Genomic DNA, 24,025 nt, shown 5'->3' with positions numbered 1-24,025 from the left:
CTGCGCCCCTGCGCCAATTTGTTCCGGGGGCGTTGCCCCCTTGCTGGCCCGGATAGGCCAGCCGCACCCCAGAGTATTTGGGGCAAGATGAAGGTGCAAGCGGCGCGCTTAACGCACCTTGAGTGTCGCCAGCCCGATCAGCGCCAGAACCAGCGCAATGATCCAGAAGCGGATCACGATCTGCGGCTCTGCCCAGCCCTTTTTCTCGAAATGATGGTGGATCGGGGCCATCAGGAACACGCGCTTTCCGGTCTTCTTGAAATAGAGCACCTGAATAATGACCGAGAGGGTTTCGACCACGAATATCCCGCCCACGATGCCCAGCACGATTTCATGCTTGATGCAGACGGCAATCGCGCCCAGCGCACCGCCCAAGGCCAAGCTGCCCGTATCCCCCATGAACACAGCCGCCGGGGGCGCGTTATACCACAAGAACCCCAAGCCGCCCCCCGCAAGCGCGGCTGTGAAGATCAGCAATTCGCCCACCCCGGGCACATAATGCACATCCAGATAGGCGGTAAAATCGACCCGGCCCACGGCATAGGCGATCACCCCCAGCGTGGCGCCCGCAATCATCACCGGCATGATCGCCAGCCCGTCCAGCCCGTCGGTCAGGTTCACGGAATTGGCCGCACCCACGATGACAAACGCCCCGACCGGAATGAAGAACCAGCCCAGCGTAACCAGCACCTCTGAGAAGATCGGAACGGCAAGCTGGCCCTGAAGCTCTGCCGGGTGGACATACATCGCCGCCGCACTGGCCAGCACGCCAATCAGCGTTCCCAAGGCCAGCCGCACACGGCCCGGCACGCCTTTGACATTGCCTTTCGACACTTTGGCAAGGTCATCGGCAAAGCCGATCAGGCCAAAGCCGATTGTCACCAGCAACACGATCCAGACATAGGGGTTGTCCAGCCGCGCCCAAAGCACGGTCGAAACCGTCAGCGCTGACAAGATCAGCAATCCCCCCATGGTCGGCGTGCCGGTCTTGGTCAGCAAGTGGCTTTCTGGGCCGTCAGCACGGATGGGCTGGCCGTTTGATTGGCGGCGCTTAAGCAGGTTGATAAGCGGACGGCCAAAGAAAAAGCCGAAAACGAGCGCGGTGAAGAACGCCGCCCCAGCCCGGAAGGTGATATACCTAAACAGGTTGAACCCCGGCAGGGTTTCGGCGAACTCGGTCAACCAAAAAAGCATTACAGGCCCTTTTTCTGCGAGGATTGGGTATCAAGGCCGCGCAGCGCGTCGACAACGCGCGAAACATGGCTGCCCTTGGAGCCCTTGACCAGCACCACGTCACCGGGCGCGACAAGGGTATGAACGTGATCGAGCAGCGCCTCGGCATTTGGCACCCGACGACCGCGCTGGCGCAGGGGCAACGCGGCGTGAAGTGCCGCCATGCGCGCGCCAACGCAATGCACCAACCGAATATCTGCCATGGACGGGTCTTCGGCCAGCGCGGCATGCATGGCCTGTTCGTCCGGGCCAAGTTCCAGCATGTCGCCCAAAATGGCAACGCGCCGCCCGCCATCGGCAGGATTGGTCTGGGCCAGCAGCGCCAGCGCCGCCGCCATAGAGGCCGGATTGGCATTGAACGCATCGTCAATCAGGGTGAAGCTGGCCTCTTCGATCGGGTCAAGCAGGATGGTCTGGCGCAGCCCGCGCCCGGCGGGCGGTTGCCAGCGCCCCAGCGCAAAGGCGGCGCGCGCAAGGTCCAGACCCAGCGCATGGGCCACGCCCAAACAGGCCAACGCATTGCTGGCGGCATGGGCGCCCGAATTGATCAGACGCACCGCAACCGCCATCTGCCCGACCTTGGCGCGCAGCACGAGCGCGGTCTCGGTCTGGCGAATGTCATGCAGGTGAAGCGGCAGATCACCCTTTCCCATTGGCAGGCATGTTGAGGCATGGGTCCGGGCGGTTCGCTCTAGAATGGAACTGGTCGGCAATTCGGCTGGGAAAATGGCCGTGCCACCGGGTTCCAGCCCGGCAAAGATACTTGCCTTTTCCTGCGCTATCGCCTCCAGACTGCCCAAGGATTCAAGGTGCGCGGGCGCAATCGCTGTCACTATTGCAACATTTGGGCGGGCAAGCGCGGTCAGGGGCGCAATTTCGCCCGCATTGCTCATGCCCATTTCGACCACGGCGAAATCGGCGTCTTGCGGCAGCCGCGCCAATGTGATCGGCACACCCCAATGGTTGTTGAAACTGGCCTCGGCGGCATGGACTTTGCCAAATTCCGCCAGCATGTCGCGCGCCATGTCCTTGGTCGATGTCTTGCCCACGGACCCGGTTATGCCAATGACCTTGGCACGGCTTCGGGCACGACCCGCCGCGCCAAGGGCGCGCAAGCCTTCCAGAACATCGGGGACCAAAAGCAGCGGGGCGTCCTTCGCCACCCCTTCTGGAATGCGCGAAACCATGGCCGCCGCCGCACCCTTGGCAAAGGCATCTGCCACGAAATCATGCCCATCGCGCGCGGCAGAAAGCGCCACGAACAAATCGCCCGGCTGCAAGCTGCGCGTGTCAATAGATATTCCACTTACCTGCCACGCCCCGGTGGTTTGGCCATCCGTGGCAGCAGCGGCATCGGCAGCGGTCCAGAGGGTCATGCCCGTTCCTCCAAAGCGGCAATGGCAAGAGACGCCTGTTCCAGATCGTCAAACGGGTAGACCGTATCGCCCACGATCTGCCCGGTTTCATGGCCCTTGCCCGCGATCAGCAGCGCATCACCCGGACCCAAGGCGTCAACCCCGCGAAGGATGGCTTCGGCGCGGTCGGCTACTTCGGTCGCGCCCGGGCAGGCTTGCAATATTTCTGCACGGATTGCGCCGGGTTCTTCGGATCTGGGGTTGTCGTCTGTCACAAATACAACATCGGCATGTTTTGCCGCCGCTGCCCCCATCAGCGGACGTTTGCCGCGGTCGCGGTCGCCCCCCGCGCCGAACACCACCACAAGGCGGCCCATCACATGCGGTCGCAGCGCCTGCAAAGCGACGGCCAACGCATCGGGGGTATGGGCGTAATCGACGAAGACGGTCGCACCATTGGCGCGCGTGCCCGCCAGTTGCATCCGCCCGCGCACCCCGTCCAACCGATGGAGTTGCGCGGCGGTCTCTGCCGGGTCGGCCCCGCAGGCCAACACAAGCCCATAGGCCACCAACACGTTTTCCGCCTGAAAACCGCCGATCAGCGGCAGGTTCTGCTGGTAGGTCACGCCGTCATAGGCAAACCGCAAGACCTGCCCCGCCGCGTCGAACCGTTGGCCCAGAAGCCGGATATCGGCATCGGCGTCGCGGCCTACGGTCAGCGTGCCAAGCCCGCGCGCTTCGGCAATTGCCAACAGTTCCGCCCCGCGCGGATCGTCCATGTTCAGAACGGCGATACCATCATCGGGCAGAACGCGTTCAAAAAGCAGCGCTTTGGCCGCGAAATAGGCGGCCATTGTCTGGTGGTAGTCCAGATGGTCCTGCGTGAAATTGGTAAACCCGGCGGCGCGCAATGTCACGCCGTCCAAGCGCCGTTGGTCCAACCCGTGCGAGGACGCTTCCATCGCACAATGGGTCACGCCCTCGCGGGCCATGTCGGCCAGCAGCCGGTGCAATGTCACGCTGTCGGGCGTGGTATGGCCCAGCGGCGCGCTATAGGCCCCTTCAACGCCGGTCGTGCCCAGATTGACCGCGTCATAGCCCAGCGCCGCCCAGAGCTGGCGGGCGAAGCTGGCCACAGAGGTCTTGCCATTGGTGCCCGTCACCGCCGCCATGGTCTGTGGCTGCGCACCAAACCACAATGCCGCCGCCCCAGAAAGCGCGGCACGCGGGTCTTCCGCCAGCACCAAGGCCGCATCAGAGCCAGCAAGCGCGTCGGCGGCAATTTCGGCCCCGGTCCGGTCCGTCAGGATGGCGGTAGCGCCCAAGGCAAGCGCGGTAGCGATATATTCGGCCCCGTGCACGCGACTGCCGGGCAGTGCGGCAAACAGCATCCCTTTTCGCGCGGCGCGGCTGTCCAGCCCAATTCCGGTCACAACGACATTGCCGCCCCGGCTGGGGTTTAGGCCAAGCGCAGACAAAGGGCGGGCAGGCAAGTCGGACACGCAGATGTTCCTTCCAAATGACCGGGGCTTGGGGCGGATCGCGGTTCAGTTACCCCGTTTTGGCATATGGGTTCAATGGCCCGCGCGCAGCGTTGGGCTATTGCGCGCCAGTGTCGGCCTGTAGCTTTGCCTCTGCTTGCTTCAGCGCCACGGGGCGCAGGCCCAACATGGGGGCCACGCGGCGGGTGATTTCGGCAGAGATGGGCACGGCGGTCCAACCTGCGGTGCGGCGCGGCTCTGGGCCGGTGGTGTCCACGGCTTCGTCCAGTGTCACGACCAGAACGTATTTCGGGTCATGCGACGGGAATACGCTTGCGAAGGTCGCCAGCACCGCATCTTCCTTATAGCCGCCATTCGGGCCGGGCTTGTCGGCAGACCCGGTTTTGCCGCCAACCGGATAACCCGGAATACGCGCGAAAGAGGCCGTGCCTTCATAGACCACATCATGCAGGATTTCGCGCATCTGGGCAGAGCTGCGCGCGCTTATCACCTGCGGCGCATCGGGGGGGGCGTCGCGGCGCAACAGGGTGGGCGTTACCTGCCGCCCGCCATTTACCAGCGCGGCATAGCCTGCGGCCAAGGCAAGCGGGCTGGTTGTCAGGCCGTGGCCGTAAGAAATGGTCATGGCCGACAGTTCCGACCATGGCTCTGGCAGCAATGGGCGCGCGCGCTGGGCCTCTGCCAGCTCTATCGCCATGCGGTCCAAGAACCCGAAACGGCGCAAGAAATCCTGCTGTCGCTCTGCCCCGATTTCCTGCGCCATGCGCGCGGTCCCGATATTAGACGAATGCACCATCACCTTTGTGACAGACATCTCGCTGCCATAATCACGGAAATCATTGATCCTGAACCGGCCCCATCTTAACGGGCCGCGCGTGTCGATGATGGTGTCAGGTGTGACATCACCCTCTTCCAGCGCCTGCGCGACGGTGAAAGCCTTCATCACCGAGCCAAGTTCATAATAGCCCTGCACCGCGCGGTTGAAGAGCGGGCTGTCGGCAGGCTCGCCCTCGGTCAAGGGCGCGGGGCGGTCATTCGGGTCGAAATCGGGCAAAGAGACAAGGCTCAGCACCTCTCCGGTATGGGCATCCATCAACACAGCGCTGGCGCCGCGTGCGCTGAGCACCTGCATACCGCCCGACAGAACCTCTGTGATCGTTGCCTGAAGCGGCAGGTCAATCGACAGCTGCAAGGGCTGGTTGGCGCGGGAAGGGTCGCGCAGACGCTCCTCGAAATACAATTCTGCACCCGCCACGCCCAAGATTTCGGCGGCCCGCACGCCTTGTTCGCCAAAACGCGCGCCGCCAAGGATATGCGCGGCCACGCGTCCATTCGGGTAAACACGCATCTTGCGCGGCCCGAACAACAGCCCCGGCTCTCCAATATCATGCACCGCCTGTTTCTGCTCTGGCGAAAGGCGGGTGCGCACCCAGACAAAACTGCGGTCCGGGTCGGTGAAGCGCGCCGCCAGGCGGTCGGCATCCAGTTCCGGGAATATGCGGCCCAATTCACGCGCGGCGCGCACCGGGTCCACCATGCGCCGGGTTTCGGCATAAAGCGCATGTGTGGCAAGGTTTGTCGCCAGCACCCGGCCATTGCGGTCGGTGATGTCGGAACGCGTGTCGGAAATCCCCTCTACCAGACCGACGCGCATTTCGACCGGCTCTGTCGCGGCCAACAGCCCCATACGCGCGCCCAGCAGCACAAAGCCCGACAGGAACATCAGGGCCAGCACCAACAGCCGCAATTCGGCACGCACACGGCCGGTATCGCGCAGCTCTTGTCGGCGCAGGCGCAGGTTTTCCTGTTCGATATAGTTCGGATCTTCGCCGCGTTCACGGGCACGAAGCACACGGGCAAGCGGGCGCAGGGGGGTGCGGATCATGGCTGCTCTTCCTCGGACGTGGCGGGCAAATCGCCTGTCATCTGCTCAAGCGCCCCGAAAACGACAACCCCATCGCCAATGTCGAATTGCGCGCCCGGCACTGGGTAGGCGATTTCGTCAATCTCGCCGAAATGATCGGCGGTCATGGGCACAAGCTGCAATTCCTCGAAATTGACATCGACAAGCGCGCGCAACCGGTCGGGGCGGTTCAGATAGGCCCATTCCACACGCTGCATAGAGATCTCGGCGTCCAGACGGGCGATCTCGCGTTCCAGCGCGGCGCGGGTGTTCATGGCCTCTTGCGTCAGGTGGTTTTCGCGATAGGCCCAGGATGCAAGGCCAATCACCGCCAGAGCCGTCAGCAGATACAACAAGCTTCGCATCAGTCACACCTCTGATATGCGGGGCAACCCCAACGCGGCGCGGTCGGCCGGGCTGGCGGGGGCGTCGGTGCGCCGCGCCAGCCGCAATCGCGCAGAGCGGGCGCGCGGGTTGGCGTCCAACTCTGCCGCATCGGCGGAAATGCCCTTCTTCTCGATCAACTCGAACCGCGCGGCGCGCTGGGGGGCTTCGGGGGCAAAACGGTTGCCGCCCCCGCCCTGCCCGGCCCGCTGCGCCAGAAACCGCTTCACGACCCGGTCTTCCAACGAATGGAAACTGACCACCGCCAGAAAACCACCGGGTTTGAGCGCGCGCTCTGCCGCTTCTAGCCCGTCCACAAGCGCGTCGAATTCGGCATTCACGGCAATGCGCAAGCCTTGGAAACTGCGCGTGGCCGGGTGGCTTTGCCCCGGTTTGGGGCGCGGCAGGCATCCCGATACGATCTGAGCCAATTGCCCGGTGCGCTCGATCGGGGCCTCTGCCCGCGCGCGCAGGATCGCCCGCGCGATCCGGCGGCTGGCGCGTTCCTCGCCATAATGGAACAGGATATCGGCCAATGTCTCTTCCGACGCGCCGTTGACGATATCGCGCGCTGACGGACCTGATTGCGACATGCGCATGTCCAGCGGACCATCCTTGGAAAAGGAAAACCCGCGTTCGGGCAAATCCAACTGCATGCTGGAGACCCCAAGATCCAGCACCACACCGTCCAGCGGCTGGCCCGCATGCGCATCCAACTGCGCGAAATTGCCCTGCACAAGGCGCAAGCGCGCGCCGAATTCTGCACCCCAGTCGCGCGCCATGTTCAAGGCGAGTGGATCGCGGTCCACCCCGATCACCTGCGCCGCCCCTGCTGCCAGAAGCGCGCGCGCATAGCCGCCTGCGCCAAGTGTTCCATCCAGCCAGACGCCGGATATTGGCGCAAGATGGGTCAGTATGGGCTGTAGCAGAACCGGGATATGCGGGCTTGGGTCTTGCATCGGTCTTAACGCCGGCGGGACAGGGTGTCACGCAGCAGATCGGCCTCTGTTCCGACCGCGCTGGACGGGCGCGGCGGCAGGTGAATGCGCGCGTCGAAATCGGGGGCCTGATCGGCTAGGAACACGTCTGTGCGCTGGGATTTGACGGCTTTGAACGTATCTTCCTTCCAGATCTGGAAATGATCGCCCTTGGCGATGAAGAACGCAGCCTCGTTCGGTTCCAGTTCCAGCTTGTCGCGCAGGCGTTGCGGAAGCACGATCCGCCCGTCCTCGTCAATCTGGGCATCGGCGGCATGACCGTGAAAGGTCAGTTCCAGCGTTTCGCGCTCTGGGCTGCCGGGTTGCATCAGGTCAATGCGGTCCTCGATATCTTCGATTGCGGTCAGCGTGTAGCAATCCAGCCGCTTCTGGCTGTCCAGCCCGTAAACAATGACCAGATTGGGGCGCAGCCCTTCGGTCCAGTCCGGGTCTCCGGATTCGACGACGCGTCGGAAGCTGGCCGGGATCGAAACCCGGCCTTTGCCATCCACCTTCTGGTGGAAAGAGCCTCTGAACCTGCGTGCCACGTCGGGCCGTCCTTCGTCTGCATGCGGCGCGTTTCAGGTGCCGCAAATGAAAACGGCGGATCGAGCTGCTGCCACTGCTCGATCCGCCGACTGTCCCATCTCTGGGTGCCCGGTTGGCGCTCGCTTCCTTGGGGGGAGGGGATGCTGCTCGCGAGCGCGCCGGATCTGTGCTTTTGTAGATAAAGCGGGGACCTGTATGAACTCTGCCTCGGCGGGGTCTTGGTGCCCCTGTGATGCCCGTTTATCTTGGAACAATCATTGCCACGGGATTTCATGGTAATCAATGAAGAATTGGCGAGGTTACCCACTATTCCTTGGGAATACGGCCCACAAAACATAGCATATCAAGCGGTGATACCACCACGGTATTCTACATGTTGTGAGAACAAAACAAGATCATATCTAAATAGGGCTGTAACTTGAGCTTTGTTCAGCACTTGGAAACCAGTTCCATAAATTCCCGCTTCAAACAAGAATTGCTCATGCATGTGGCAGCGCAGCCACATAAATCGCGATCCCACCCAGAAATCGCAATAAAAATAACGCTCGAATCACGGCGCAGTGATTCGAGCGCAACGCTGTCAGATCAGCAATCTGCCGGGTTCCATGTAATCCCGGCGCATCTGGGCTATGGCTTAAAGCGCGGCCACAACTTGCTCTGCAATCCGGCTATAGGCCTGCGCCACCGGACTGTCGGTGGCGGCAACCGGCACGCCCCCGTCCCCGGCCAAGCGCACTTCCAAGCTTAGCGGCAATTCCCCCAGAAACGGCAAGCCCTGCTTCTGGGCCTCGCGGCGCACACCGCCATCTCCGAAAATATGCTCCTCGTGACCGCATTGCGGGCAAATGAAGGTCGACATATTCTCGATCAGCCCCAAAACGGGTGTTTTCAGCGTCTCGAATGCGCGCAGCGCTTTGCGCGCGTCCAGCAGCGCGACATCCTGCGGGGTCGACACCACGATCGCCCCGCGCACATTGAACTTGGTGCACAGCGTTAGTTGAATATCGCCGGTGCCGGGTGGCATATCCACCAGCAAGACATCCAGCCGGCCCCATTCCACCTGCGTCAAAAGCTGTTGCAATGCGCCCATCAGCATTGGGCCGCGCCAGATCACGGCGTCATCGCCTTTCAACATCAACCCGATAGAGATCATGCGCACGCCATGCGCCTCGGGCGGAATGATCCGCTTGCCGTCCGGAGAGGCCGGGCGCTTGTCCACCCCCATCATCTTGGGTTGGCTGGGCCCGTAGATATCGGCATCCAGCAGGCCAACGCGCAATCCTTGGCGGGCAAGCGCCACCGCCAGATTTGCCGAAACGGTAGACTTGCCCACCCCGCCCTTGCCCGATCCGATGGCGATCAGACTGGTCACACCGGGCACTGTCTGACGCCCCTCTTGCGGTGTCGGGTGCCGCCCGATCTTCAGGTTCGGTGCGGGTTTGGGCGCGCTATGCGCTGTCAGCGCCACCGCGACCGACTGCACACCCGGCACTGCGGTGACAACCCGCTCGGCCTCGTTGCGCACCGCTCCATAGCTCTTGGCAATTTCGGCAGATGGCGTTTCGATCACGAATCGCACCGATTGGCCATCCACAACCAGCGCGCGCACAAGGTCGCGCGCGACCAGCGTCCCGCCATCCGGCAAGGCAACCGTGTCCAAAGCCGCAAGTATAGCGTCGCGCGTGGGTTCCATCGGGTTCTCCATTCCTGTCTTGCTGAATAGATGTGCATGGCGCACGTCGGGGCAAGGGGCCATTTGCAGGCGCCGCCCCTATTGCGGGAAATGGGCAACGCCCAAGTTTCGCGGCCAATCGATGCCACCGCCCCGTTTTCAGGTATCTGCTGCACATGTTTTACCATCCCCAGATGCAAACTGCCCGGATCTCGGGCAGCGTGCAAATTTACCCAACGTAAGCATGACACTAGCGCATAGCAGCATTGCAGCATCTTACATTGTGCACCCGCAGCATTCGCATATATTGATCCGCAAGAGGCCGAAACACTCGGCCAAAAGGTTAAAGGTGCATCGAAATGGCACATATCGCAGAAAATCTTGGCACGAGCCGCGTTCAAAGCCCTTTTGGTGGCTTTTTTCTGCGGCTGTCGGAAGCCTTCGTGCGTCGGCGTGTATATAATCGCACCTATGCCGAGTTGAATGCACTGTCCACGCGCGAGCTGGATGATCTGGGCATCAGCCGGTCGATGATTTCGCGCCTCGCTTACGAGGCTGCGTTCGAGAATTGAGTTTCAGGCCCTATCCTCCTCCCGGGGCTTGATTACGGCGGCGACTGTTTCCTCCTCCCTCAGTCGTCGCCAGAACTACCGCACCGGCCCGTCAAGCCGGACCGCGGACAGAAACGACCGCCCTTTCCTCCTCCCTAGGGCGATCGAGAGATAACCGGCGTCCTCCTCCCTGCCGGTGTCTCTGTGACCGGGCCTTTGGCCCTTGACATTGTGACGACCCCCTCCTCCTCCCTGGGGTCAAGCAAAATCGGCGGTAATCCCCTCCTCCTCCCTGGGATTGCCGCCTTTTTGCGTTTCGAGGGCCGCCCTAGAAATAGCTGCGCACCAGGGCTTCGGAAATCAGCCGCCAACCATCGGCGATGACGAAAAATGACAGCTTGAATGGCAACGACACGATTGCCGGCGGCACCATCATCATGCCCATCGACATCAGCACCGCAGCCACAACCAGATCGATAATCAGGAAGGGCAGAAAGATCAGGAACCCGATCTGAAACGCGCGGGCGATTTCACTAAGCATGAAGGACGGAACCAGCACCGAGAGCGGGCTATCGGGACCAAGCGCGCCAACCGGGGTTGGGCGCAGACTGGCTAGGCTCTCGAATGTCTCCGGGTCGATACGCGCGGCCATAAAGGCCCGAAACGGGTCCACAGTGCGCAGGAACGCCTCTTCCATTGCAATGTCACCGTCATTGAACGGCACAATCCCGTTTTGCCACGCCATGACAAATACCGGTTCCATCACGAAATAGGTCAGGAACAGGGCCAGCGACACCATCAGCATGTTGGGTGGCGACTGCATCAACCCCAAAGCCTGCCGCAAGATCGCCAGCACCGTCACGATGAATGGAAAACATGTGACCATGACCAATATGCCGGGCGCAAGGCTAAGCAGCGTCAGCAACACGACCAGTTGCGCACCACGCAGTGCGAGCGATCCGTCCTCGCCGAATTGCAGGCTGATATCCTGCGCCAGCGCCGGCGTCAGGGCAGCAAGCCACAAAGCAACGGCAACGCAGAGCACACGCAGCGGCATGGTCAAAGCATCTCGTCAAGATTGGTAAGTTCCGTCAGGCGCACACCCAGAAACCCGGCCTGTTCGCCCTCCATCTCCTGCAACTCGCCACGCGCGATCAGCTTGTCCCCGATATATAATTCAACCGGGTCATCCACCCGCCGGTCCAGCGGCAAAACCGCATCGCGGCGCAGGCGCATCAGGTCTTTCACCATCGGTCTTGCGAACCCAACAGAGACCGTAATCTCTATCGGGACCTGTCCAAGAATCGCGTTTGCTGGGCTTGCCTGCTCAAGGCTTGGCGGCTTCGCTTCATCATCCATATACCGTGTCCTTTTGCTCTAAAGTGTCGCCCAGCGCATCGTTCAGAGCCGCGATCACCCGATCTAGATCGATCCGCCGGTCCGTCTGGTCGACCCGGATCAGCACTTGCGCCTCTGTAAAGCTGGGTTCTTGCACCACCGCGATTTCCATGTCCGGGATGGCCTGAACAAGGTTTGAAATCGTGGTCACACTGGTCGGCGCACAGAGAATTTCGAGCCGCCCCCGAAAGTGGCGCGCTGCGAGCGTTCGCAATTCCTGTGCCAGATGCTGACGCAGCGCGACCGGGCGTAATTCTGGCAACAGCGTTGCCACAAGCTGCGACGCAAGGTCCATGAAGCAGCTTTCCAAGCCATGCTTCGCTTCCTGAAAACCAAAGGCCACCGCTTGCAACGCCTCTTCCGACGCGACGCGGCGCAACGCATCCTCGTTGCGCATCTGCTCCAACGCATCGGTCCAGCCTGCGCCATACCCGTCTTCAAAGGCGCGCGCGCGCAGGCTGTCTGCATCTTGCGGCGCAAGTGCCGCCCAATTCGGCGCCATATCGGCCGCGTCAAAGGATTCGAGGTTCAACATGGGTCTGGTCATGACGGCTCCTTTCGGTCCTCCATCCAGTGGCGCAGCAATTGCGTCGAATCCTCCTGCCGTTCTTCGATCAGGCGGCGCAAGCGGGCGATCGGGTCTTCCCTTTCATCGGAACTGGCTTGAAGCTGCGCTGCCCCCCCTTCGAACCGTTCGAACCCGTCTTCGGGCAGCGCCGGACCATCCAGCGCCAGCCGCTGCGATGCAGTATCCGCACGGGCGGCGCGCAAAAGTGGCCGCAGCACGAACAAGATAAACACAGCAAGCACCACCAGTAAAAAGGCCCAGCGGAGCAATGTCATGGCATCCAACGCAGGATTGGCGAACCAGCCAGAGCGCGCTTCGGTTCCCAAGGCTGCAACTGGTTCAAAACGCAGGGATTGCAGCGTGATGACATCGCCCCGCGCTTCGTCAAAGCCCACGGCAGACGCGACAAGCGCGCGCAATTGGGCCAGTTCCTCGGCGCTGCGCGGGCGCCAAGACTGCGTTCCATCGGGCTGCGGTTCTTGCACACCATCAATCAGCACAGCGACCGTCATGCGCCGGATCGCGCCCGGCGCGCGCTCTATTTCGCGCAACGTGTGAGATATCTCGAAGTTGGTGCTTTGCCGGGTCTGGGTTTCGGTATTCTCGGCGGCGCCGCCCTCTGCCGCATCGCCATCGGGCAGGTTCGACGCCACTGTAACACCCTGCGCACGCGAATCCGTGCTGCTTATCCGGGTTTCTTCGCTTTCAGAGCGGATTGCAACGCGGGTGTCAGGGTCAATCCTGCGTTCTGTGATGGTCTCTCGATCGGTGACCATCTCTAGGCTTACTTCAACGACGGAACGCCCCGGACCAACATGAGCTTCAAGCAAACGCTCCACGCTGCGTCGCAAATCGCGCGCCTGGTCGGCCGACACGGCCGCTGGCTGGCCGCTGTCATCGGGGCCAATGACCACCCCGTTCGCGCTGTCAATGATCGAGACGTCTTGCGGCGTCATGCCCGGCACGGCCGATGCCACAAGAAACCGCACCGCCCGCGCCTGTTCCGGTGCCAGTGGCCCGCCATGTGATGTGACAGACACCGAGGCCGTTGGCGCGATATCGCGGCGAAACGCCCCGTTCACACCCTGTGAGATGTGGACACGCGCCTGACGCAGATGTGGGCTGGCCACGATGGTCCGCGCCAGTTCCCCTTCCTTCGCGCGCCAATAAGCAGCGTCGAACATTTGCGATGTCGTCCCAAACCCGGTGAGGGAATCGAGCAGCTCATAGCCGGTATGCGAATTGGCTGGCAGCCCGGCAGAGGCCAGCATAAGCCGCAACTCGTCACGCGCTGGCGAGGGCACATAAATCGCGTCGCCGCGCACTTCATAAGCGATATTGCGCGCCTCTAGCGCCTGAATCACCTCACCCGCAGCGGCCTCTTCCAGCCCCGCATACAGAAGCGCCTTTGCCGGTTGCAGCCCAAGTTGCGCGATGAACACGGTCACGATGACCGCGACAGCGCCCAGCCCGGCCAGCAATAGCTGGCGCGTGGTGTCGAGTGTCGTCCAGAATGCCCGAACCTGCTGCACAACGATGCTCCCTTCCTGCGGGCCTTTTGCCCGTTCGACAGTCTGAACATCGCGCGCATGACTTAAGATTCGGTTAGTGAAGTTGTGGCAAAAGAACAAAAGTCAAACACGAAGCGAGGGCTTATGTCACAGACTGCGCCGATCACAGAGGGTGAAGGAATTTCTCCAAATAAAAAGACGGGTTTAAGGCCGATTTTGATCGGCCTTGTCGGGGCATTTCTGCTAGGAGGCGGTGGATTCTACGCGGTCTATACAAAGCTGATTCTTGGCGAGAACGAAGCACAGACTGTTCAATCCGCCACGCCGCAGAAGCGCCCGGCACCCTCTTATATGGCGATTGAACAGCTGACCTTGTCACTGGCAACGCCGGGCGCGGCGCAGCATCTGCGCTTGTCGGCCCATATAGAAATCGCCGATGGCCGCCTTGCCGAAGCTGAGCCTTTCAGACCGCGCTTTCTTGCAGTCATCAACACCTATCTGCGCGCCGTTGAACCAAGCGACCTTGAAGATCCGACCGCCCTGATCCGACTGCGCGCGCAGTTGCTTCGCCGTTTGCAAATGGTGGCAGGAGAAGACCTGATCGACGATTTCCTCATCACTGAATTCATCTTGAACTAAGGAGCGGCGCATATGGGCATTCTTGCAGATATTGCAATCGGATCGGGGGCGCTGCTGGCGGCTGCGTACTGCATGTTGCTGTCCCGCAGATTGCGGGCCTTCACGCGGCTAGACGGCGACGTGGGGCGAGCCATCGCGCTGCTGTCAAAACAGGTCGACCAGTTGACCCAAGCGTTGTCTGCGGCCGAGGCTGGCTCTGCCGCGCGCGAACGGGTGTTGCGCGAACAGATCACTGCCGCCGAACAGGCAGCACGGCGACTGGAGCTGTTGATGGCGGCGGATCGGCCCCATGCCGGCAAGACCACTGCCGCCCCACCAAGCGCCGACTGGTCCGACGCGTCGGCAGAGTTCGAACCGCTGGACCGCGCGCGCGCACCCGAACAACGCCTGCGCATGACCCGCACCCGAACGGGGACACGCGCATGACAGTTAATACCAAACTTCGCGGGGCGGGAATGGGGGCGGTGCTTTTCCTCGTCGCCGCCTTGTTGTTCGTAGCAGGGCTGTCACGGCTAAGCCTTGGCGTAGCAAGCGCGGTCGCCGCCGAAGACACGGCACCCGAACCACCTGAAAGCGCTGTCGAAATACCAGATGGCGGCGCTTTGTTCGACGCCTTGCGCGCCAGAGAGGCGCGCCTGTTGGAACAGGAAAAAGCACTTGCGGACCGCAGCGATGCCCTTCGCGCGGCTGAAGCGCAACTGCGCCGCCAACTTGACGAATTGCAAGCTGCCGAAAGCCGCCTTGCCGCGACGCTTGCCCAAACCGAGAGCGCCGCTGAAAACGACCTGTCACGCCTGACCACGGTTTTTGAACACATGAAACCCCCACAAGCCGCTGCGTTATTTGCGACAATGGAAACCGAATTCGCGGCCGGGTTCATCGCCCGTCTGGACCCGCAATTCGCGGGCGAGGTGATGGCCGAACTCGACCCGACCCTCGCCTACGGCATTAGTGCGGTCCTTGCCGGGCGCCATGCCCAAACACCACGCGAATAAGCTTCATGTGCAGCGCCCTCCAAGGGTGCAACCGAATTTTAAGGTCCGCTGGCGATACTGACTGCAACATCAGGCGCGGCGCCATCAGGATATCAAGAGGTTATCGTGTTACCTATTATTGGCATAATTCTTGTCGTTGGTCTGGTTTTTGGCGGCTATCTGGGGGCCGGTGGATCAATGACCATCATCTTGAAGGCACTGCCCTTCGAAATGGTCATGATCGGGGGCGCGGCGCTGGGTGCCTTCGTGCTTGGAAATGACCTTGCAACCATAAAGGGAACCGGCCGTGACATCGCAAAGGTGTTCAAGGGGCCGAAATGGCAAGCGACAGATTACCGCGACCTGCTATGCTTGCTATTCCAGCTTATCTGGTTGGCACGCCAGAACCCCGTCGCGGTCGAAGAGCATATAGAGTCTCCATCCCAGTCCTCCATCTTCAGCGCCTATCCGAAAATTCAAAAAGACCATGATGCCGTCGCACTGATTTGCGACACGATGCGCGCAGCCTCGATGAATTATGACGATCCGCATCAGGTGGAAGACGTGCTCGACAAGCGGCTGGAAGCCAGACGAGAACATGCGCTGCATACCAGCCACGCCGTTCAGGTTGTGGCGGATGCCTTGCCTGCACTCGGGATCGTGGCAGCTGTGCTCGGCATCATCAAGACAATGGGCGCAATCGACGAACCGCCCGAAGTGCTTGGGAAAATGATTGGCGGGGCACTCACGGGCACGTTTCTAGGTGTATTCTTGGCTTACGGTTTTGTCGGCCCGATCGCTGCGCGCATGGGCGCGATCGTTGCAGAGGACGATCACTTTTTCCAATTGATCCGCGAAGTGTTGGTCGCAAACATGCATTCACATCCTGCAAATATCTGCATCGAAGTCGGTCGGCAAAACGCACCGCACCATTTCAGACCGGAGTTTTCAGAGCTGGAGGATGCAATGCGAGACCTGAAAAAAGCGGCGGCATGATCCATGCGCTTGCTCGCACTCCTGATCGGGCTGTTTCACGGGTTTATCACGGCCTCAATGGGCCTTGCCCAAGGCGCGGACATCGCCTTGCGGGCCGGTGAACACGCAGATTTCACGCGGCTTGTAATGCCACTTCCAGAGGGCATGGATTGGCGATTTGTTGAAACAGATCGCTCTATTGACATAATTTTCTCGGACCCGTCGCTAGCGGTGGACCTGACCAAAACCTTCGACCGCATTCCCCGAACCCGCCTGCGTTCGGTCACGCAGATCGCGGGCGGTCTAAGGCTGCAACTTGCCTGTTCCTGCCCTGCACGCAGGGTCGACGGCGTGCCGGGGCAGCTTGTTCTCGACATCCAATCGCCCGAACCAGACGCGACGCCCGAGCAAACGGTTCGCCCGCAGGCACGGCCTGTTGCAGACCGCACACGCAATGCACCACAAAGCGCGGGCATAGCCCTTGCACGCAGGATGAAGGGCGAGGTGGACCATGCCACAGATACAGCCCTTGTCCTACACGCACAACTTATGCCGGGCCGATCCCCTTTAGCCGGAGCGGATGAACCCGAGCCCCCAAACGAAAATGACGCCAACATGATGACCGCGGCGCTTGGAGGCATGATTGCTGGGGCAGTCGCATCCAATCTGTTAACCCCCGAGCCCGAATTTCGTGCAGCCGCACCACCTGACCCCGTTTTGGTTCCTGAAGGGACGTCGCGCCACATTCTTGCGCAAGAAGACCGGCGCGATGCCCCAGAAGGTGCGGCAGATCAGCTTTGCTTCTCCGCGGCCTCGGCCCAGATTGCAGACTGGTCGGGTCTGGCGCCGGAAGGCGGGCCTCGCACAGACTGGCAGACGCTTTATGATCCACTTGACCGGCTGGATGAGGATGCGGCGTCGGCGCTTGCGATCGCATTTCTGCAAATCGGGTTCGGCGCAGAGGCGCGAAGCATTCTGTCCCTATTGCCCGCCGCGCCCGCCGCAGATGTGTTGCGACAGCTGACATACGTCATCGACCTAGACCAACCGCCTGCGCCCGACATCTTGGTGAAATATGCCGAATGCTCCGATCTCGACATGCTTTGGGCCGTTCTTGGCGACCCAGCCCAGAGCCTGACCTTGCCGAATGCGGAAAACCGGATCGTCCGCGCCACGCAGGCACTGTCTGCGCATTTGCGCCATCATTTGGGCAACACGATCATCAACACGCTACTGCAACATGATGCCCCGGACGCGGCCAAATTGGTGCAAGCCGTGCTTGACCGCTCGGTTCACCCGGCATCGTCCGGCACCAGATCGCAAACCCTGCTAACGCAGCCCGAAGCCTTAGGCGCGCTATCGGGCACTGACCTTATGGACCTGCCGGATAGCGATCTGCTGCTGATTCTGCAGAACGCCCTAGACCGCGGTCTGACCGTAACGCCCGAGCTACTGGCGCTTGCCGTGGATCGACAATTTGCGCTACGGCGCAGCGACCTTGGACGCCGGTTTGCGAATGTGGCAGCCCGCCTATTGGCCCGCGCGCAACAATACGACGCCGCATTCCGCATCGCTAACGCGCCAGAGACGGATCTGGCACCGGAAAATCGCGCTGCACTTCTTTCCGACCTATTCAACACGCTTGCGCAAACAGCGACCGACACGGAGTTCGTCACCACAACCTTCAAACAATCTCCATGGGCGACGGCAGGGCTAAGCGCAGATGTGCGGGGCGCGTTGCGCCGCAGGCTTGACACGCTTGGCTTTCCCGAGGCGGCGCAGCAAATGCTGCGTTCGCCCCAGCCAGACCCTGCCCCCACGCGCGCAGCCACAGCAATAGAGGCCGCGCCCGCGCGCAGCACGCCGATGGTTCTGCGTGGCGACCGGGCGTTGTCCGTCGCCACTCCGCAACCGCCCGGTCCGGCCGGGCCGGTGCCGCAAGACCCGGTCCCGCCCGCACCAATGCCTGTGCAAGTGCCACCCGACACGGCACCGGGGCCAAGGGCTGAACCAAATGCCACCACAACCGAGGACGTACCGGGCACGGGGCTACTTTCGCAAGGGCGCCAGACGCTTGACCGCTCCGCAGAGCTGCGCAAACGCGTGCAAGATTTGATCGGCGGCACATCGACAGGGGCAGAACAATGACCCCCTTTTCGTGGCCGGACCCAGCTTTGGCTAGAAAAACTGCTCGCGGATCAGCCGTTCTTCCAGACCATGGCCGGGGTCGAACAACAGCTTGTGGACGATATCGGCACGCGACACGATATCGACCGAGACAATATTGCGCACAGAGCGGCTGTCAGCATCCGCCATAACAGGTCGCTTATCGGGGTCCACCACTTCGAACCGCACCTTGCTGGATGTTGGCAACAAGGCCCCACGCCAGCGGCGCGGACGAAATGCCGCGACCGGTGTCAATGCCAAAACCTCTGCACCAACCGGCAGAATCGGCCCATGTGCAGAGTAGTTATAGGCGGTGGACCCGGCGGGCGTGCTGAGCATAGCGCCATCGCAGATCAGTTCCGGCAAACGCTCGCGTCCATCCACCAGAATGCGCAGTTTTGCCGCCTGCGCCCCTTGCCGCAGCAGCGACACCTCGTTTATTGCCAGTGCCCGCACAACGCTTCCGTCCACCCTTTCGGCGCGCATATCGAGCGGGTTCAGCGGCGCCATCTCTGCCGCAGCAAGCCTTTCGTATAACCCGTCGACCGCATAGGCATTCAGAAGAAAACCGACCGTGCCACGGTTCATGCCATAGACCGGAAGGTCGATATGCTGCGTTGCATGCAGGGTTTGCAGCATGAACCCATCCCCGCCCAAGGCAACGATCACATCGGCCTTGGCAATCGGAACATTCCCGTAGCGCGCCGACAACTCCGCCAGCGCAGCCTGCGGGGCAGCGACCGGGCTGGCAACGAACGCGATCTTGCGGGTCATGATGAACGCTCCTTGGCTGCATGATGTCGGTGTTGTGACCTGTATCGCGCGGGTTTGGCAAGCGGTTGCAACCTTGCGCATTTGCGCTTCATCAACCATGCCGCGTCGCGGTTTTGGCCAAATGCGGCGCAAACAAGCCTTCCACAAGCGCCGTCCATGCTCTAGATGAAGTCCATCTTACACCTTCGCCGGAGACCGCAATGGACATCACCACTCGCGATACAGGTTTTTTCACCGAAACTCTGGAGACCCGTGACACCGAGTTGTTCGCGGCCATGCAGCAAGAGTTGGGGCGCCAGCGCGACGAAATCGAGCTGATCGCCTCTGAGAACATTGTGTCCGCCGCGGTGATGCAGGCGCAGGGGTCGGTTCTGACCAATAAATACGCCGAAGGCTATCCCGGCCGACGTTATTACGGCGGCTGCCAATTCGTCGATATTGCCGAAAACCTTGCCATCGAACGCGCCTGCAAGCTGTTCGACTGCGAATTCGCGAATGTGCAGCCCAATTCGGGCAGCCAAGCCAACCAAGGTGTGTTCACCGCACTCTTGCAACCGGGCGACACGATTCTGGGCATGAGCCTTGATGCGGGTGGTCACCTGACCCACGGCGCCAAGCCCAACCAGTCGGGGAAATGGTTTAACGCGGTGCAATACGGCGTGCGCGAAGGCGACTACGCCATCGATTATGACCAGATCCAAGCCCTTGCAACCGAACATCAGCCGAAAATGCTGATTGCTGGTGGGTCTGCCATCCCGCGCGTGATTGATTTCGCGCGGATGCGCGACATTGCCGATAGCGTTGGTGCCTACCTGCTGGTGGACATGGCGCATTTCGCCGGTCTGGTTGCGGCGGGCCTGTACCCCAGCCCCTTCCCGCATGCCCATGTTGCCACGACCACCACGCATAAAACCCTGCGTGGGCCGCGCGGTGGCATGATCCTGACCAATGACGAGGCGCTGGCCAAGAAGTTCAACTCGGCCATCTTCCCCGGTATTCAGGGCGGCCCGCTGATGCATGTGATTGCCGCCAAGGCCGTGGCCTTTGGCGAGGCGTTGCGCCCCGGCTTCCGCGATTACCAAAAGCAGGTCATTGCCAATGCACAAGCCATGGCCGACCAGTTGGAAAAGGGCGGTCTGGCAACTGTGACAGGCGGCACGGACACGCATTTGCTACTGGTCGACCTGCGCCCCAAGGGCGTGAAGGGCAACGCGACCGAAAAAGCGCTCGGCCGCGCGCATATCACCTGCAACAAGAATGGCATCCCATTCGACACCGAAAGCCCGATGGTCACAAGTGGCATTCGTCTTGGCACGCCCGCCGGCACGACCCGCGGATTTGGCGAGGCTGAGTTCCGCCAGATCGCAGATTGGATTGTCGCGGTGGTCGATGGGCTTGCCGCCAATGGCGAAGACGGCAATGCCGAAGTTGAAGCCCGCGTAAAAGGCGAAGTCGCCGCACTTTGCGCCCGGTTCCCGATCTACCCACAGCTTTGATGAAGCTGGCGCAGGTCGATCATGGCACGGCAGGGGCGGCTCCGCCCTTGCTTGTGGTGCATGGCCTGTTCGGATCGGCCCGGAACTGGGGCGCGATCGCCAAGCGCATGGCCGCTGATCGCCATGTGGTCGCGGTGGACATGCGAAACCACGGAAACAGCCCGTGGGATCACCGCCATGACTATCCGGCCATGGCCGATGATCTGGCCAAGGTGATTGTAGCGCAGGGTCAAGCCATGGATGTTCTGGGGCATTCCATGGGCGGCAAGGCCGCGATGGTTCTAGCGCTGATGCGGCCTGATTTGGTCAACAGGCTGCTTGTGGCAGATATAGCGCCGGTCGCATATGCGCATTCGCAACGCCATTTGGTGCAGGCAATGCGCGACATGGAATTGGAAGGTCTGTCGACCCGGGCAGAGGCTGACGCCGCCTTGGCCGCGCGCGTGACCGCCCCGGACGTGCGTGCGTTCTTGTTGCAATCACTGGATTTGCGCGCAAGCCCGGCGCGCTGGCGGCTGAACCTGAACACGCTGGACACGGAAATGGACAAAATCACCGGTTGGCCCCACACGGTTCAGGGCCAATTCGACCGCCCCACCTTGTTTCTGAGCGGGGGGCGATCAGATTATGTGCTTCCAGAGCACCGATCTACAATCAAGGCGCTGTTTCCAAACGCGAAATTTGCCAAGATCCCGCATGCAGGCCACTGGCTGCATGCCGAAGACCCGCGCGCGTTCGAGCAGACAGCACGCGCGTGGTTCGACTAGGGGTCAGGCCGCTTCGTTCGCAAGGATCATCTTGGCGACGACCCAACTGGCCACGACGCCGACAAGCCCACCCGCAGCGGCCCAAGCCAAGATCGGGTTCAGCGTATCTTGGCCAATCACCAGCGCGATCACCACGCCGATCCCGGCACAGGTGGCCCCGGCAATGCTGAAGATCAGCGAAAACAAGCGGAACATAGCAACACTCCTCGGTTCGATTAACTTTGTTAGAGGATACTGTTGGAAGCCGCTTGCGTCCTTGATCTGGCGCAAACGGGATCAGGTGTCGCAATCAAGCCGCGCCCGCAGCACGCCGATATCCCCTTCGACCGAGTTTTCCCGCAAAGCGCAGCCGGTGGCATCACGCATTGCCTGCATCAAGACGCCCCGAAGCTGTGGCATATCATCCCGGCGGGCCATCCCATGGCGAATGGCCTCTACCCGGTCATCTGCACGCCAAACGGTAATGTCATATCCGCCACGCTGAAGCCGTGTGGGTTCTGCCTGCCCCAAAGACATGGACGGGCTATCGCAAGCGGCCAAAAGCAAAAGGATTGGGACAAAACGGGTCATGTCGCGGATGAAAGCGCAAATTGGTTAAAAATGCCTGAATCCGTGAAAAAACCGCGTCACCGCGGGCACGCGGACGCATCTGCCAAACAGCGTGCGGCGATCTCTCTTGCGGCGTTTTGGGCGTCCGGCGACATGACCTCTTGCAAGGCACCGGCCAGCGTCTTCGCCTGCTCAAAGCCTTGCTCTTGCGCAACAAGCGCCCAAGCCAGTGCTGCCCGAAAACTTTGCGCCGCACCCTGCCCCCGCGCGTGCATGAGGGCCAGATTATAGCTGGACGCGCCGAAGCCCGCGATCGCCGCGCTTGCATACCAGCGCCGGGCCGCGACCGGGTCCGTCGGCTCTAGCCCGCGCGCATGGTTGAACTGCGCCTCGACATGGCCCGCTTCAGCGGCCCGCGCGAACCATTGCGCGGCCTCTGGCACGTTTTCCTCGGTCAACAGAGTGCCAAGGGCGAATTGTGCGGGCACATGCCCGGCCTCTGCCGCCTGACGAAACCAACGCGATGCCTGCGTGCGCGACTCATCGCCCAAAAGCCCCCGGTCGTGCAGCACGCCAAGGCTATGGGCCGCACCGGCATTGCCTTGCTGAGCCGCCGCAGCATACCAGCGTGCCGCACCATGCCAATCTTGCCGGTCGGCCAACAGCCCGGCCAGCGCGGTCTGTGCGGGCAGATGCCCGGACTCTGCGGCGGCGGTGAACCAGCGAAGCGCATCGCCTTCGCCGCGCAAGGCCAAAACGCCAAGGTTATACTGCGCCAGAACATCGCCGCGCTCGGCCAAGGGTTCCCAGATAGCGCGGGCGCCCGCCGCATCGCCGGCTTCCAGTGCTGCCAAACCATCTGCCGCGCGAAGCTGCGCCTGCGCCGGACCACATGCCAGACAGAATACACCAATTATCCACGCCAAACGCATGATCGCCCCCTGTAATTCGCCAACCCTATAGGGCGCGCATCGGCCTATGTCACGCATTTGTGACGGGTTGCACGCGGGGCGTGTGCCGCTTATGCAAATGCCGAAAGGACCGCCCATGAATGCAGCTGAAATCACCGACTTGTTCACGCGTGCCGACGGGCAATACCTGTGCGCGCGCTGGGGACGGCCGATTGTGCCGGTCGTGTTCGGGGTAGAAGACAGCACGCTGCAAACCGTGAAAGGCGCGATTGAAGCCGTGGTCGCCTTGGCCAATCACAAGATGGCCGAAACCGACCCTGAACTGGGCGCGAACCTGATGGTATTCTTTTTCCGCGACTGGGCGGAATTGCTGGACGTGCCCAATCTGGACCGCTTGGTCGAAGGCTTGGAGCCATTGGTCGCGCGGCTGCAAGCGGCGGATGCCAACCAATACCGTGTCTTCCGGTTTGACACAGCCAACGCGATTCGCGCGGCATTCGTGTTCATCCGCATGGATGCCGCGCTTTCGGATGTGCCCGCCGAAACCTTGGCGCTGTCCCAAGCCGTGCAGGTGATCTTGTTATGGTCTGACACGGCCTTTACCGACCGGTCCGCCTTGGCCGTGGCGGGGGACCACACAATCCTGCGCCCCGAGATCGGCGCAATCATCCGCGCGGCTTATGATCCGGTGCTGCCAGCGGTCGCGACCGATCCCGCCCATGCGCTGCGGCTGGCGGCGCGGATCGCGCCCCAGAGTTGAACATGATGACCCATAACCACCAAATCCGCGTCTATTACGAAGACACCGACCTTGCGGGCATCGTCTATTACGCGAATTACCTAAAATTCATCGAACGCGGGCGTAGCGAATGGGTGCGCACATTGGGGGTGGATCAGGCACAACTGAAGGCCGAAGGCGGCGGTGTCTTTGCCGTGCGGCGGGTGGTGGCAGATTACCGCGCACCCGCCGTGTATGACGACCTTTTGGACGTGCAGACACGCTATATCAGCCATTCCGGCGCGCGGCTGGTGTTGCATCAGGCGGTTCTGCGTGCCGAGAAACTGTTGTTCGAAGCCGAGGTCACGCTGGTTTGCATCAATGACGCGGGCCGCCCGACGGCACTGCCAGACAGGCTGACCCGGCATTTCGGTGAAAAACCGCCAGAATAAA

The 24,025-nt window shown here is 61.7% G+C and carries 26 protein-coding genes; 10 read left to right on the top strand and 16 right to left on the bottom strand.

Annotated features, from left to right (window positions below):
- Positions 1-108: 108 nt before the first annotated feature.
- From mraY to AWT76_RS04690, 8 genes are all read right to left on the bottom strand, one after another.
- Complete coding sequence (gene mraY / locus AWT76_RS04725; RefSeq protein WP_072245333.1) at positions 109-1,194, bottom strand: phospho-N-acetylmuramoyl-pentapeptide-transferase; 1,086 nt, start codon at positions 1,192-1,194, stop codon at positions 109-111.
- The gene (locus tag AWT76_RS04720) at positions 1,194-2,609 is read right to left on the bottom strand and encodes a UDP-N-acetylmuramoyl-tripeptide--D-alanyl-D-alanine ligase (protein ID WP_072245332.1); all 1,416 of its coding nucleotides are present in this window, start codon (positions 2,607-2,609) and stop codon (positions 1,194-1,196) included. The genes mraY and AWT76_RS04720 overlap by 1 nt, the downstream gene beginning before the upstream one ends.
- Positions 2,606-4,090 carry a UDP-N-acetylmuramoyl-L-alanyl-D-glutamate--2,6-diaminopimelate ligase gene (locus AWT76_RS04715; RefSeq protein WP_072245331.1) on the bottom strand — a complete coding sequence of 495 codons (1,485 nt, stop codon included), beginning with the start codon at positions 4,088-4,090 and terminating at the stop codon, positions 2,606-2,608. Before AWT76_RS04715 ends, AWT76_RS04720 begins: the two co-directional genes overlap by 4 nt.
- A 97-nt stretch (positions 4,091-4,187) precedes the next feature.
- Complete coding sequence (locus AWT76_RS04710) at positions 4,188-5,975, bottom strand: peptidoglycan D,D-transpeptidase FtsI family protein (protein ID WP_072245330.1); 1,788 nt, start codon at positions 5,973-5,975, stop codon at positions 4,188-4,190.
- The gene (gene ftsL / locus AWT76_RS04705; protein WP_072245329.1) at positions 5,972-6,358 is read right to left on the bottom strand and encodes a cell division protein FtsL; all 387 of its coding nucleotides are present in this window, start codon (positions 6,356-6,358) and stop codon (positions 5,972-5,974) included. The genes AWT76_RS04710 and ftsL overlap by 4 nt, the downstream gene beginning before the upstream one ends.
- Before the next feature lie 3 nt (positions 6,359-6,361).
- Positions 6,362-7,336, bottom strand: coding sequence for a 16S rRNA (cytosine(1402)-N(4))-methyltransferase RsmH (rsmH, locus tag AWT76_RS04700; RefSeq protein ID WP_072245328.1), 975 nt, complete (start codon positions 7,334-7,336; stop codon positions 6,362-6,364).
- Between the two features lie 5 nt (positions 7,337-7,341).
- Positions 7,342-7,902 (bottom strand): division/cell wall cluster transcriptional repressor MraZ, encoded by a 561-nt coding sequence (locus tag AWT76_RS04695; RefSeq protein ID WP_082700106.1) that lies wholly within the window; start codon positions 7,900-7,902, stop codon positions 7,342-7,344.
- Between the two features lie 635 nt (positions 7,903-8,537).
- Complete coding sequence (locus tag AWT76_RS04690) at positions 8,538-9,596, bottom strand: Mrp/NBP35 family ATP-binding protein (RefSeq protein ID WP_072247452.1); 1,059 nt, start codon at positions 9,594-9,596, stop codon at positions 8,538-8,540.
- A gap of 338 nt (positions 9,597-9,934) precedes the next feature.
- Here AWT76_RS04690 and AWT76_RS04685 point away from each other — a divergent pair, with 338 nt between their 5' ends.
- Complete coding sequence (locus AWT76_RS04685; RefSeq protein WP_072245327.1) at positions 9,935-10,147, top strand: DUF1127 domain-containing protein; 213 nt, start codon at positions 9,935-9,937, stop codon at positions 10,145-10,147.
- Positions 10,148-10,454: 307 nt separating this feature from the next.
- On the opposite strand, the gene fliP is transcribed toward AWT76_RS04685, so the two are convergent.
- The 4 genes from fliP to fliF are packed head-to-tail and all read right to left on the bottom strand — an operon-like array spanning position 10,455 to position 13,624.
- Positions 10,455-11,183 (bottom strand): flagellar type III secretion system pore protein FliP, encoded by a 729-nt coding sequence (gene fliP / locus AWT76_RS04680; protein ID WP_072245326.1) that lies wholly within the window; start codon positions 11,181-11,183, stop codon positions 10,455-10,457.
- A 2-nt stretch (positions 11,184-11,185) separates the two neighbouring features.
- Positions 11,186-11,485 (bottom strand): FliM/FliN family flagellar motor switch protein, encoded by a 300-nt coding sequence (locus tag AWT76_RS04675; RefSeq protein WP_072245325.1) that lies wholly within the window; start codon positions 11,483-11,485, stop codon positions 11,186-11,188.
- Positions 11,478-12,071, bottom strand: coding sequence for a FliH/SctL family protein (locus tag AWT76_RS04670; RefSeq protein WP_072245324.1), 594 nt, complete (start codon positions 12,069-12,071; stop codon positions 11,478-11,480). Before AWT76_RS04670 ends, AWT76_RS04675 begins: the two co-directional genes overlap by 8 nt.
- A complete protein-coding gene (gene fliF / locus AWT76_RS04665) occupies positions 12,068-13,624 on the bottom strand; it encodes a flagellar basal-body MS-ring/collar protein FliF (RefSeq protein WP_072245323.1) in 1,557 nt (518 codons plus the stop codon). The genes AWT76_RS04670 and fliF overlap by 4 nt, the downstream gene beginning before the upstream one ends.
- A gap of 123 nt (positions 13,625-13,747) precedes the next feature.
- Here fliF and AWT76_RS04660 point away from each other — a divergent pair, with 123 nt between their 5' ends.
- The 5 genes from AWT76_RS04660 (at position 13,748) to AWT76_RS04640 (ending at position 18,339) form a co-directional block, all read left to right on the top strand.
- Complete coding sequence (locus AWT76_RS04660; RefSeq protein WP_072245322.1) at positions 13,748-14,242, top strand: flagellar basal body-associated FliL family protein; 495 nt, start codon at positions 13,748-13,750, stop codon at positions 14,240-14,242.
- 12 nt (positions 14,243-14,254) lie between these two features.
- A complete protein-coding gene (locus tag AWT76_RS04655; RefSeq protein WP_072245321.1) occupies positions 14,255-14,668 on the top strand; it encodes a hypothetical protein in 414 nt (137 codons plus the stop codon).
- A complete protein-coding gene (locus AWT76_RS04650; protein ID WP_072245320.1) occupies positions 14,665-15,237 on the top strand; it encodes a MotE family protein in 573 nt (190 codons plus the stop codon). The genes AWT76_RS04655 and AWT76_RS04650 overlap by 4 nt, the downstream gene beginning before the upstream one ends.
- 105 nt (positions 15,238-15,342) lie before the next feature.
- On the top strand, positions 15,343-16,212 hold the full coding sequence (motA, locus tag AWT76_RS04645) for a flagellar motor stator protein MotA (protein WP_072245319.1): 870 nt from the start codon (positions 15,343-15,345) through the stop codon (positions 16,210-16,212).
- Positions 16,213-16,215: 3 nt separating this feature from the next.
- Positions 16,216-18,339, top strand: a complete 2,124-nt coding sequence (locus AWT76_RS04640) for a hypothetical protein (RefSeq protein WP_072245318.1) — start codon at positions 16,216-16,218, stop codon at positions 18,337-18,339.
- A gap of 30 nt (positions 18,340-18,369) precedes the next feature.
- Here the strand turns inward: AWT76_RS04640 and AWT76_RS04635 are convergent, their stop codons facing one another.
- Positions 18,370-19,131, bottom strand: coding sequence for an NAD kinase (locus AWT76_RS04635; RefSeq protein ID WP_072247450.1), 762 nt, complete (start codon positions 19,129-19,131; stop codon positions 18,370-18,372).
- A 200-nt stretch (positions 19,132-19,331) separates the two neighbouring features.
- Here AWT76_RS04635 and glyA point away from each other — a divergent pair, with 200 nt between their 5' ends.
- Together glyA and AWT76_RS04625 are read left to right on the top strand one after the other, a co-directional pair.
- Positions 19,332-20,627: a serine hydroxymethyltransferase gene (glyA, locus tag AWT76_RS04630; protein ID WP_072245317.1), complete on the top strand. Its 1,296-nt coding sequence runs from the start codon at positions 19,332-19,334 to the stop codon at positions 20,625-20,627.
- Positions 20,627-21,394: an alpha/beta fold hydrolase gene (locus AWT76_RS04625; RefSeq protein WP_072245316.1), complete on the top strand. Its 768-nt coding sequence runs from the start codon at positions 20,627-20,629 to the stop codon at positions 21,392-21,394. The genes glyA and AWT76_RS04625 overlap by 1 nt, the downstream gene beginning before the upstream one ends.
- A 3-nt stretch (positions 21,395-21,397) precedes the next feature.
- On the opposite strand, the gene AWT76_RS04620 is transcribed toward AWT76_RS04625, so the two are convergent.
- From AWT76_RS04620 to AWT76_RS04610, 3 genes are all read right to left on the bottom strand, one after another.
- The gene (locus AWT76_RS04620) at positions 21,398-21,589 is read right to left on the bottom strand and encodes a hypothetical protein (protein ID WP_072245315.1); all 192 of its coding nucleotides are present in this window, start codon (positions 21,587-21,589) and stop codon (positions 21,398-21,400) included.
- An 81-nt stretch (positions 21,590-21,670) separates the two neighbouring features.
- Positions 21,671-21,964: a hypothetical protein gene (locus AWT76_RS04615; RefSeq protein WP_072245314.1), complete on the bottom strand. Its 294-nt coding sequence runs from the start codon at positions 21,962-21,964 to the stop codon at positions 21,671-21,673.
- A 56-nt stretch (positions 21,965-22,020) separates the two neighbouring features.
- Entirely contained in the window at positions 22,021-22,875 is an 855-nt protein-coding gene (locus AWT76_RS04610) for a tetratricopeptide repeat protein (protein ID WP_072245313.1), read from the bottom strand.
- A 115-nt stretch (positions 22,876-22,990) separates the two neighbouring features.
- Between AWT76_RS04610 and AWT76_RS04605 the strand changes: the two genes are divergently transcribed.
- Both AWT76_RS04605 and ybgC read left to right on the top strand, forming a co-directional pair.
- Positions 22,991-23,614: a hypothetical protein gene (locus AWT76_RS04605; protein ID WP_072245312.1), complete on the top strand. Its 624-nt coding sequence runs from the start codon at positions 22,991-22,993 to the stop codon at positions 23,612-23,614.
- A gap of 5 nt (positions 23,615-23,619) precedes the next feature.
- Positions 23,620-24,024, top strand: a complete 405-nt coding sequence (gene ybgC / locus AWT76_RS04600; protein ID WP_072247448.1) for a tol-pal system-associated acyl-CoA thioesterase — start codon at positions 23,620-23,622, stop codon at positions 24,022-24,024.
- The last annotated feature ends 1 nt before the right edge of the window (position 24,025 follow it).

It is taken from the genome of Roseibaca calidilacus (genome assembly GCF_001517585.1).
In the GTDB taxonomy this organism is placed as follows: domain Bacteria; phylum Pseudomonadota; class Alphaproteobacteria; order Rhodobacterales; family Rhodobacteraceae; genus Roseinatronobacter; species Roseinatronobacter calidilacus.
This window is presented reverse-complemented; position numbering and strand designations above follow the sequence as displayed.

Excerpts from the sequence above, each read along its gene's own strand:
- mraY (WP_072245333.1), bottom strand. The coding sequence starts at position 1,194 with ATGCTTTTTTGGTTGACCGAGTTCGCCGAAACCCTGCCGGGGTTCAAC.
- AWT76_RS04720 (WP_072245332.1), bottom strand. The coding sequence starts at position 2,609 with ATGACCCTCTGGACCGCTGCCGATGCCGCTGCTGCCACGGATGGCCAA.
- AWT76_RS04710 (WP_072245330.1), bottom strand. The coding sequence starts at position 5,975 with ATGATCCGCACCCCCCTGCGCCCGCTTGCCCGTGTGCTTCGTGCCCGT.
- ftsL (WP_072245329.1), bottom strand. The coding sequence starts at position 6,358 with ATGCGAAGCTTGTTGTATCTGCTGACGGCTCTGGCGGTGATTGGCCTT.
- rsmH (WP_072245328.1), bottom strand. The coding sequence starts at position 7,336 with ATGCAAGACCCAAGCCCGCATATCCCGGTTCTGCTACAGCCCATACTG.
- AWT76_RS04690 (WP_072247452.1), bottom strand. The coding sequence starts at position 9,596 with ATGGAACCCACGCGCGACGCTATACTTGCGGCTTTGGACACGGTTGCC.
- AWT76_RS04685 (WP_072245327.1), top strand. The coding sequence starts at position 9,935 with ATGGCACATATCGCAGAAAATCTTGGCACGAGCCGCGTTCAAAGCCCT.
- fliP (WP_072245326.1), bottom strand. The coding sequence starts at position 11,183 with ATGCCGCTGCGTGTGCTCTGCGTTGCCGTTGCTTTGTGGCTTGCTGCC.
- AWT76_RS04675 (WP_072245325.1), bottom strand. The coding sequence starts at position 11,485 with ATGGATGATGAAGCGAAGCCGCCAAGCCTTGAGCAGGCAAGCCCAGCA.
- AWT76_RS04670 (WP_072245324.1), bottom strand. The coding sequence starts at position 12,071 with ATGACCAGACCCATGTTGAACCTCGAATCCTTTGACGCGGCCGATATG.
- AWT76_RS04660 (WP_072245322.1), top strand. The coding sequence starts at position 13,748 with ATGTCACAGACTGCGCCGATCACAGAGGGTGAAGGAATTTCTCCAAAT.
- AWT76_RS04655 (WP_072245321.1), top strand. The coding sequence starts at position 14,255 with ATGGGCATTCTTGCAGATATTGCAATCGGATCGGGGGCGCTGCTGGCG.
- AWT76_RS04650 (WP_072245320.1), top strand. The coding sequence starts at position 14,665 with ATGACAGTTAATACCAAACTTCGCGGGGCGGGAATGGGGGCGGTGCTT.
- AWT76_RS04640 (WP_072245318.1), top strand. The coding sequence starts at position 16,216 with ATGCGCTTGCTCGCACTCCTGATCGGGCTGTTTCACGGGTTTATCACG.
- AWT76_RS04635 (WP_072247450.1), bottom strand. The coding sequence starts at position 19,131 with ATGACCCGCAAGATCGCGTTCGTTGCCAGCCCGGTCGCTGCCCCGCAG.
- glyA (WP_072245317.1), top strand. The coding sequence starts at position 19,332 with ATGGACATCACCACTCGCGATACAGGTTTTTTCACCGAAACTCTGGAG.
- AWT76_RS04625 (WP_072245316.1), top strand. The coding sequence starts at position 20,627 with ATGAAGCTGGCGCAGGTCGATCATGGCACGGCAGGGGCGGCTCCGCCC.
- AWT76_RS04620 (WP_072245315.1), bottom strand. The coding sequence starts at position 21,589 with ATGTTCCGCTTGTTTTCGCTGATCTTCAGCATTGCCGGGGCCACCTGT.
- AWT76_RS04615 (WP_072245314.1), bottom strand. The coding sequence starts at position 21,964 with ATGACCCGTTTTGTCCCAATCCTTTTGCTTTTGGCCGCTTGCGATAGC.
- AWT76_RS04610 (WP_072245313.1), bottom strand. The coding sequence starts at position 22,875 with ATGCGTTTGGCGTGGATAATTGGTGTATTCTGTCTGGCATGTGGTCCG.
- AWT76_RS04605 (WP_072245312.1), top strand. The coding sequence starts at position 22,991 with ATGAATGCAGCTGAAATCACCGACTTGTTCACGCGTGCCGACGGGCAA.
- ybgC (WP_072247448.1), top strand. The coding sequence starts at position 23,620 with ATGACCCATAACCACCAAATCCGCGTCTATTACGAAGACACCGACCTT.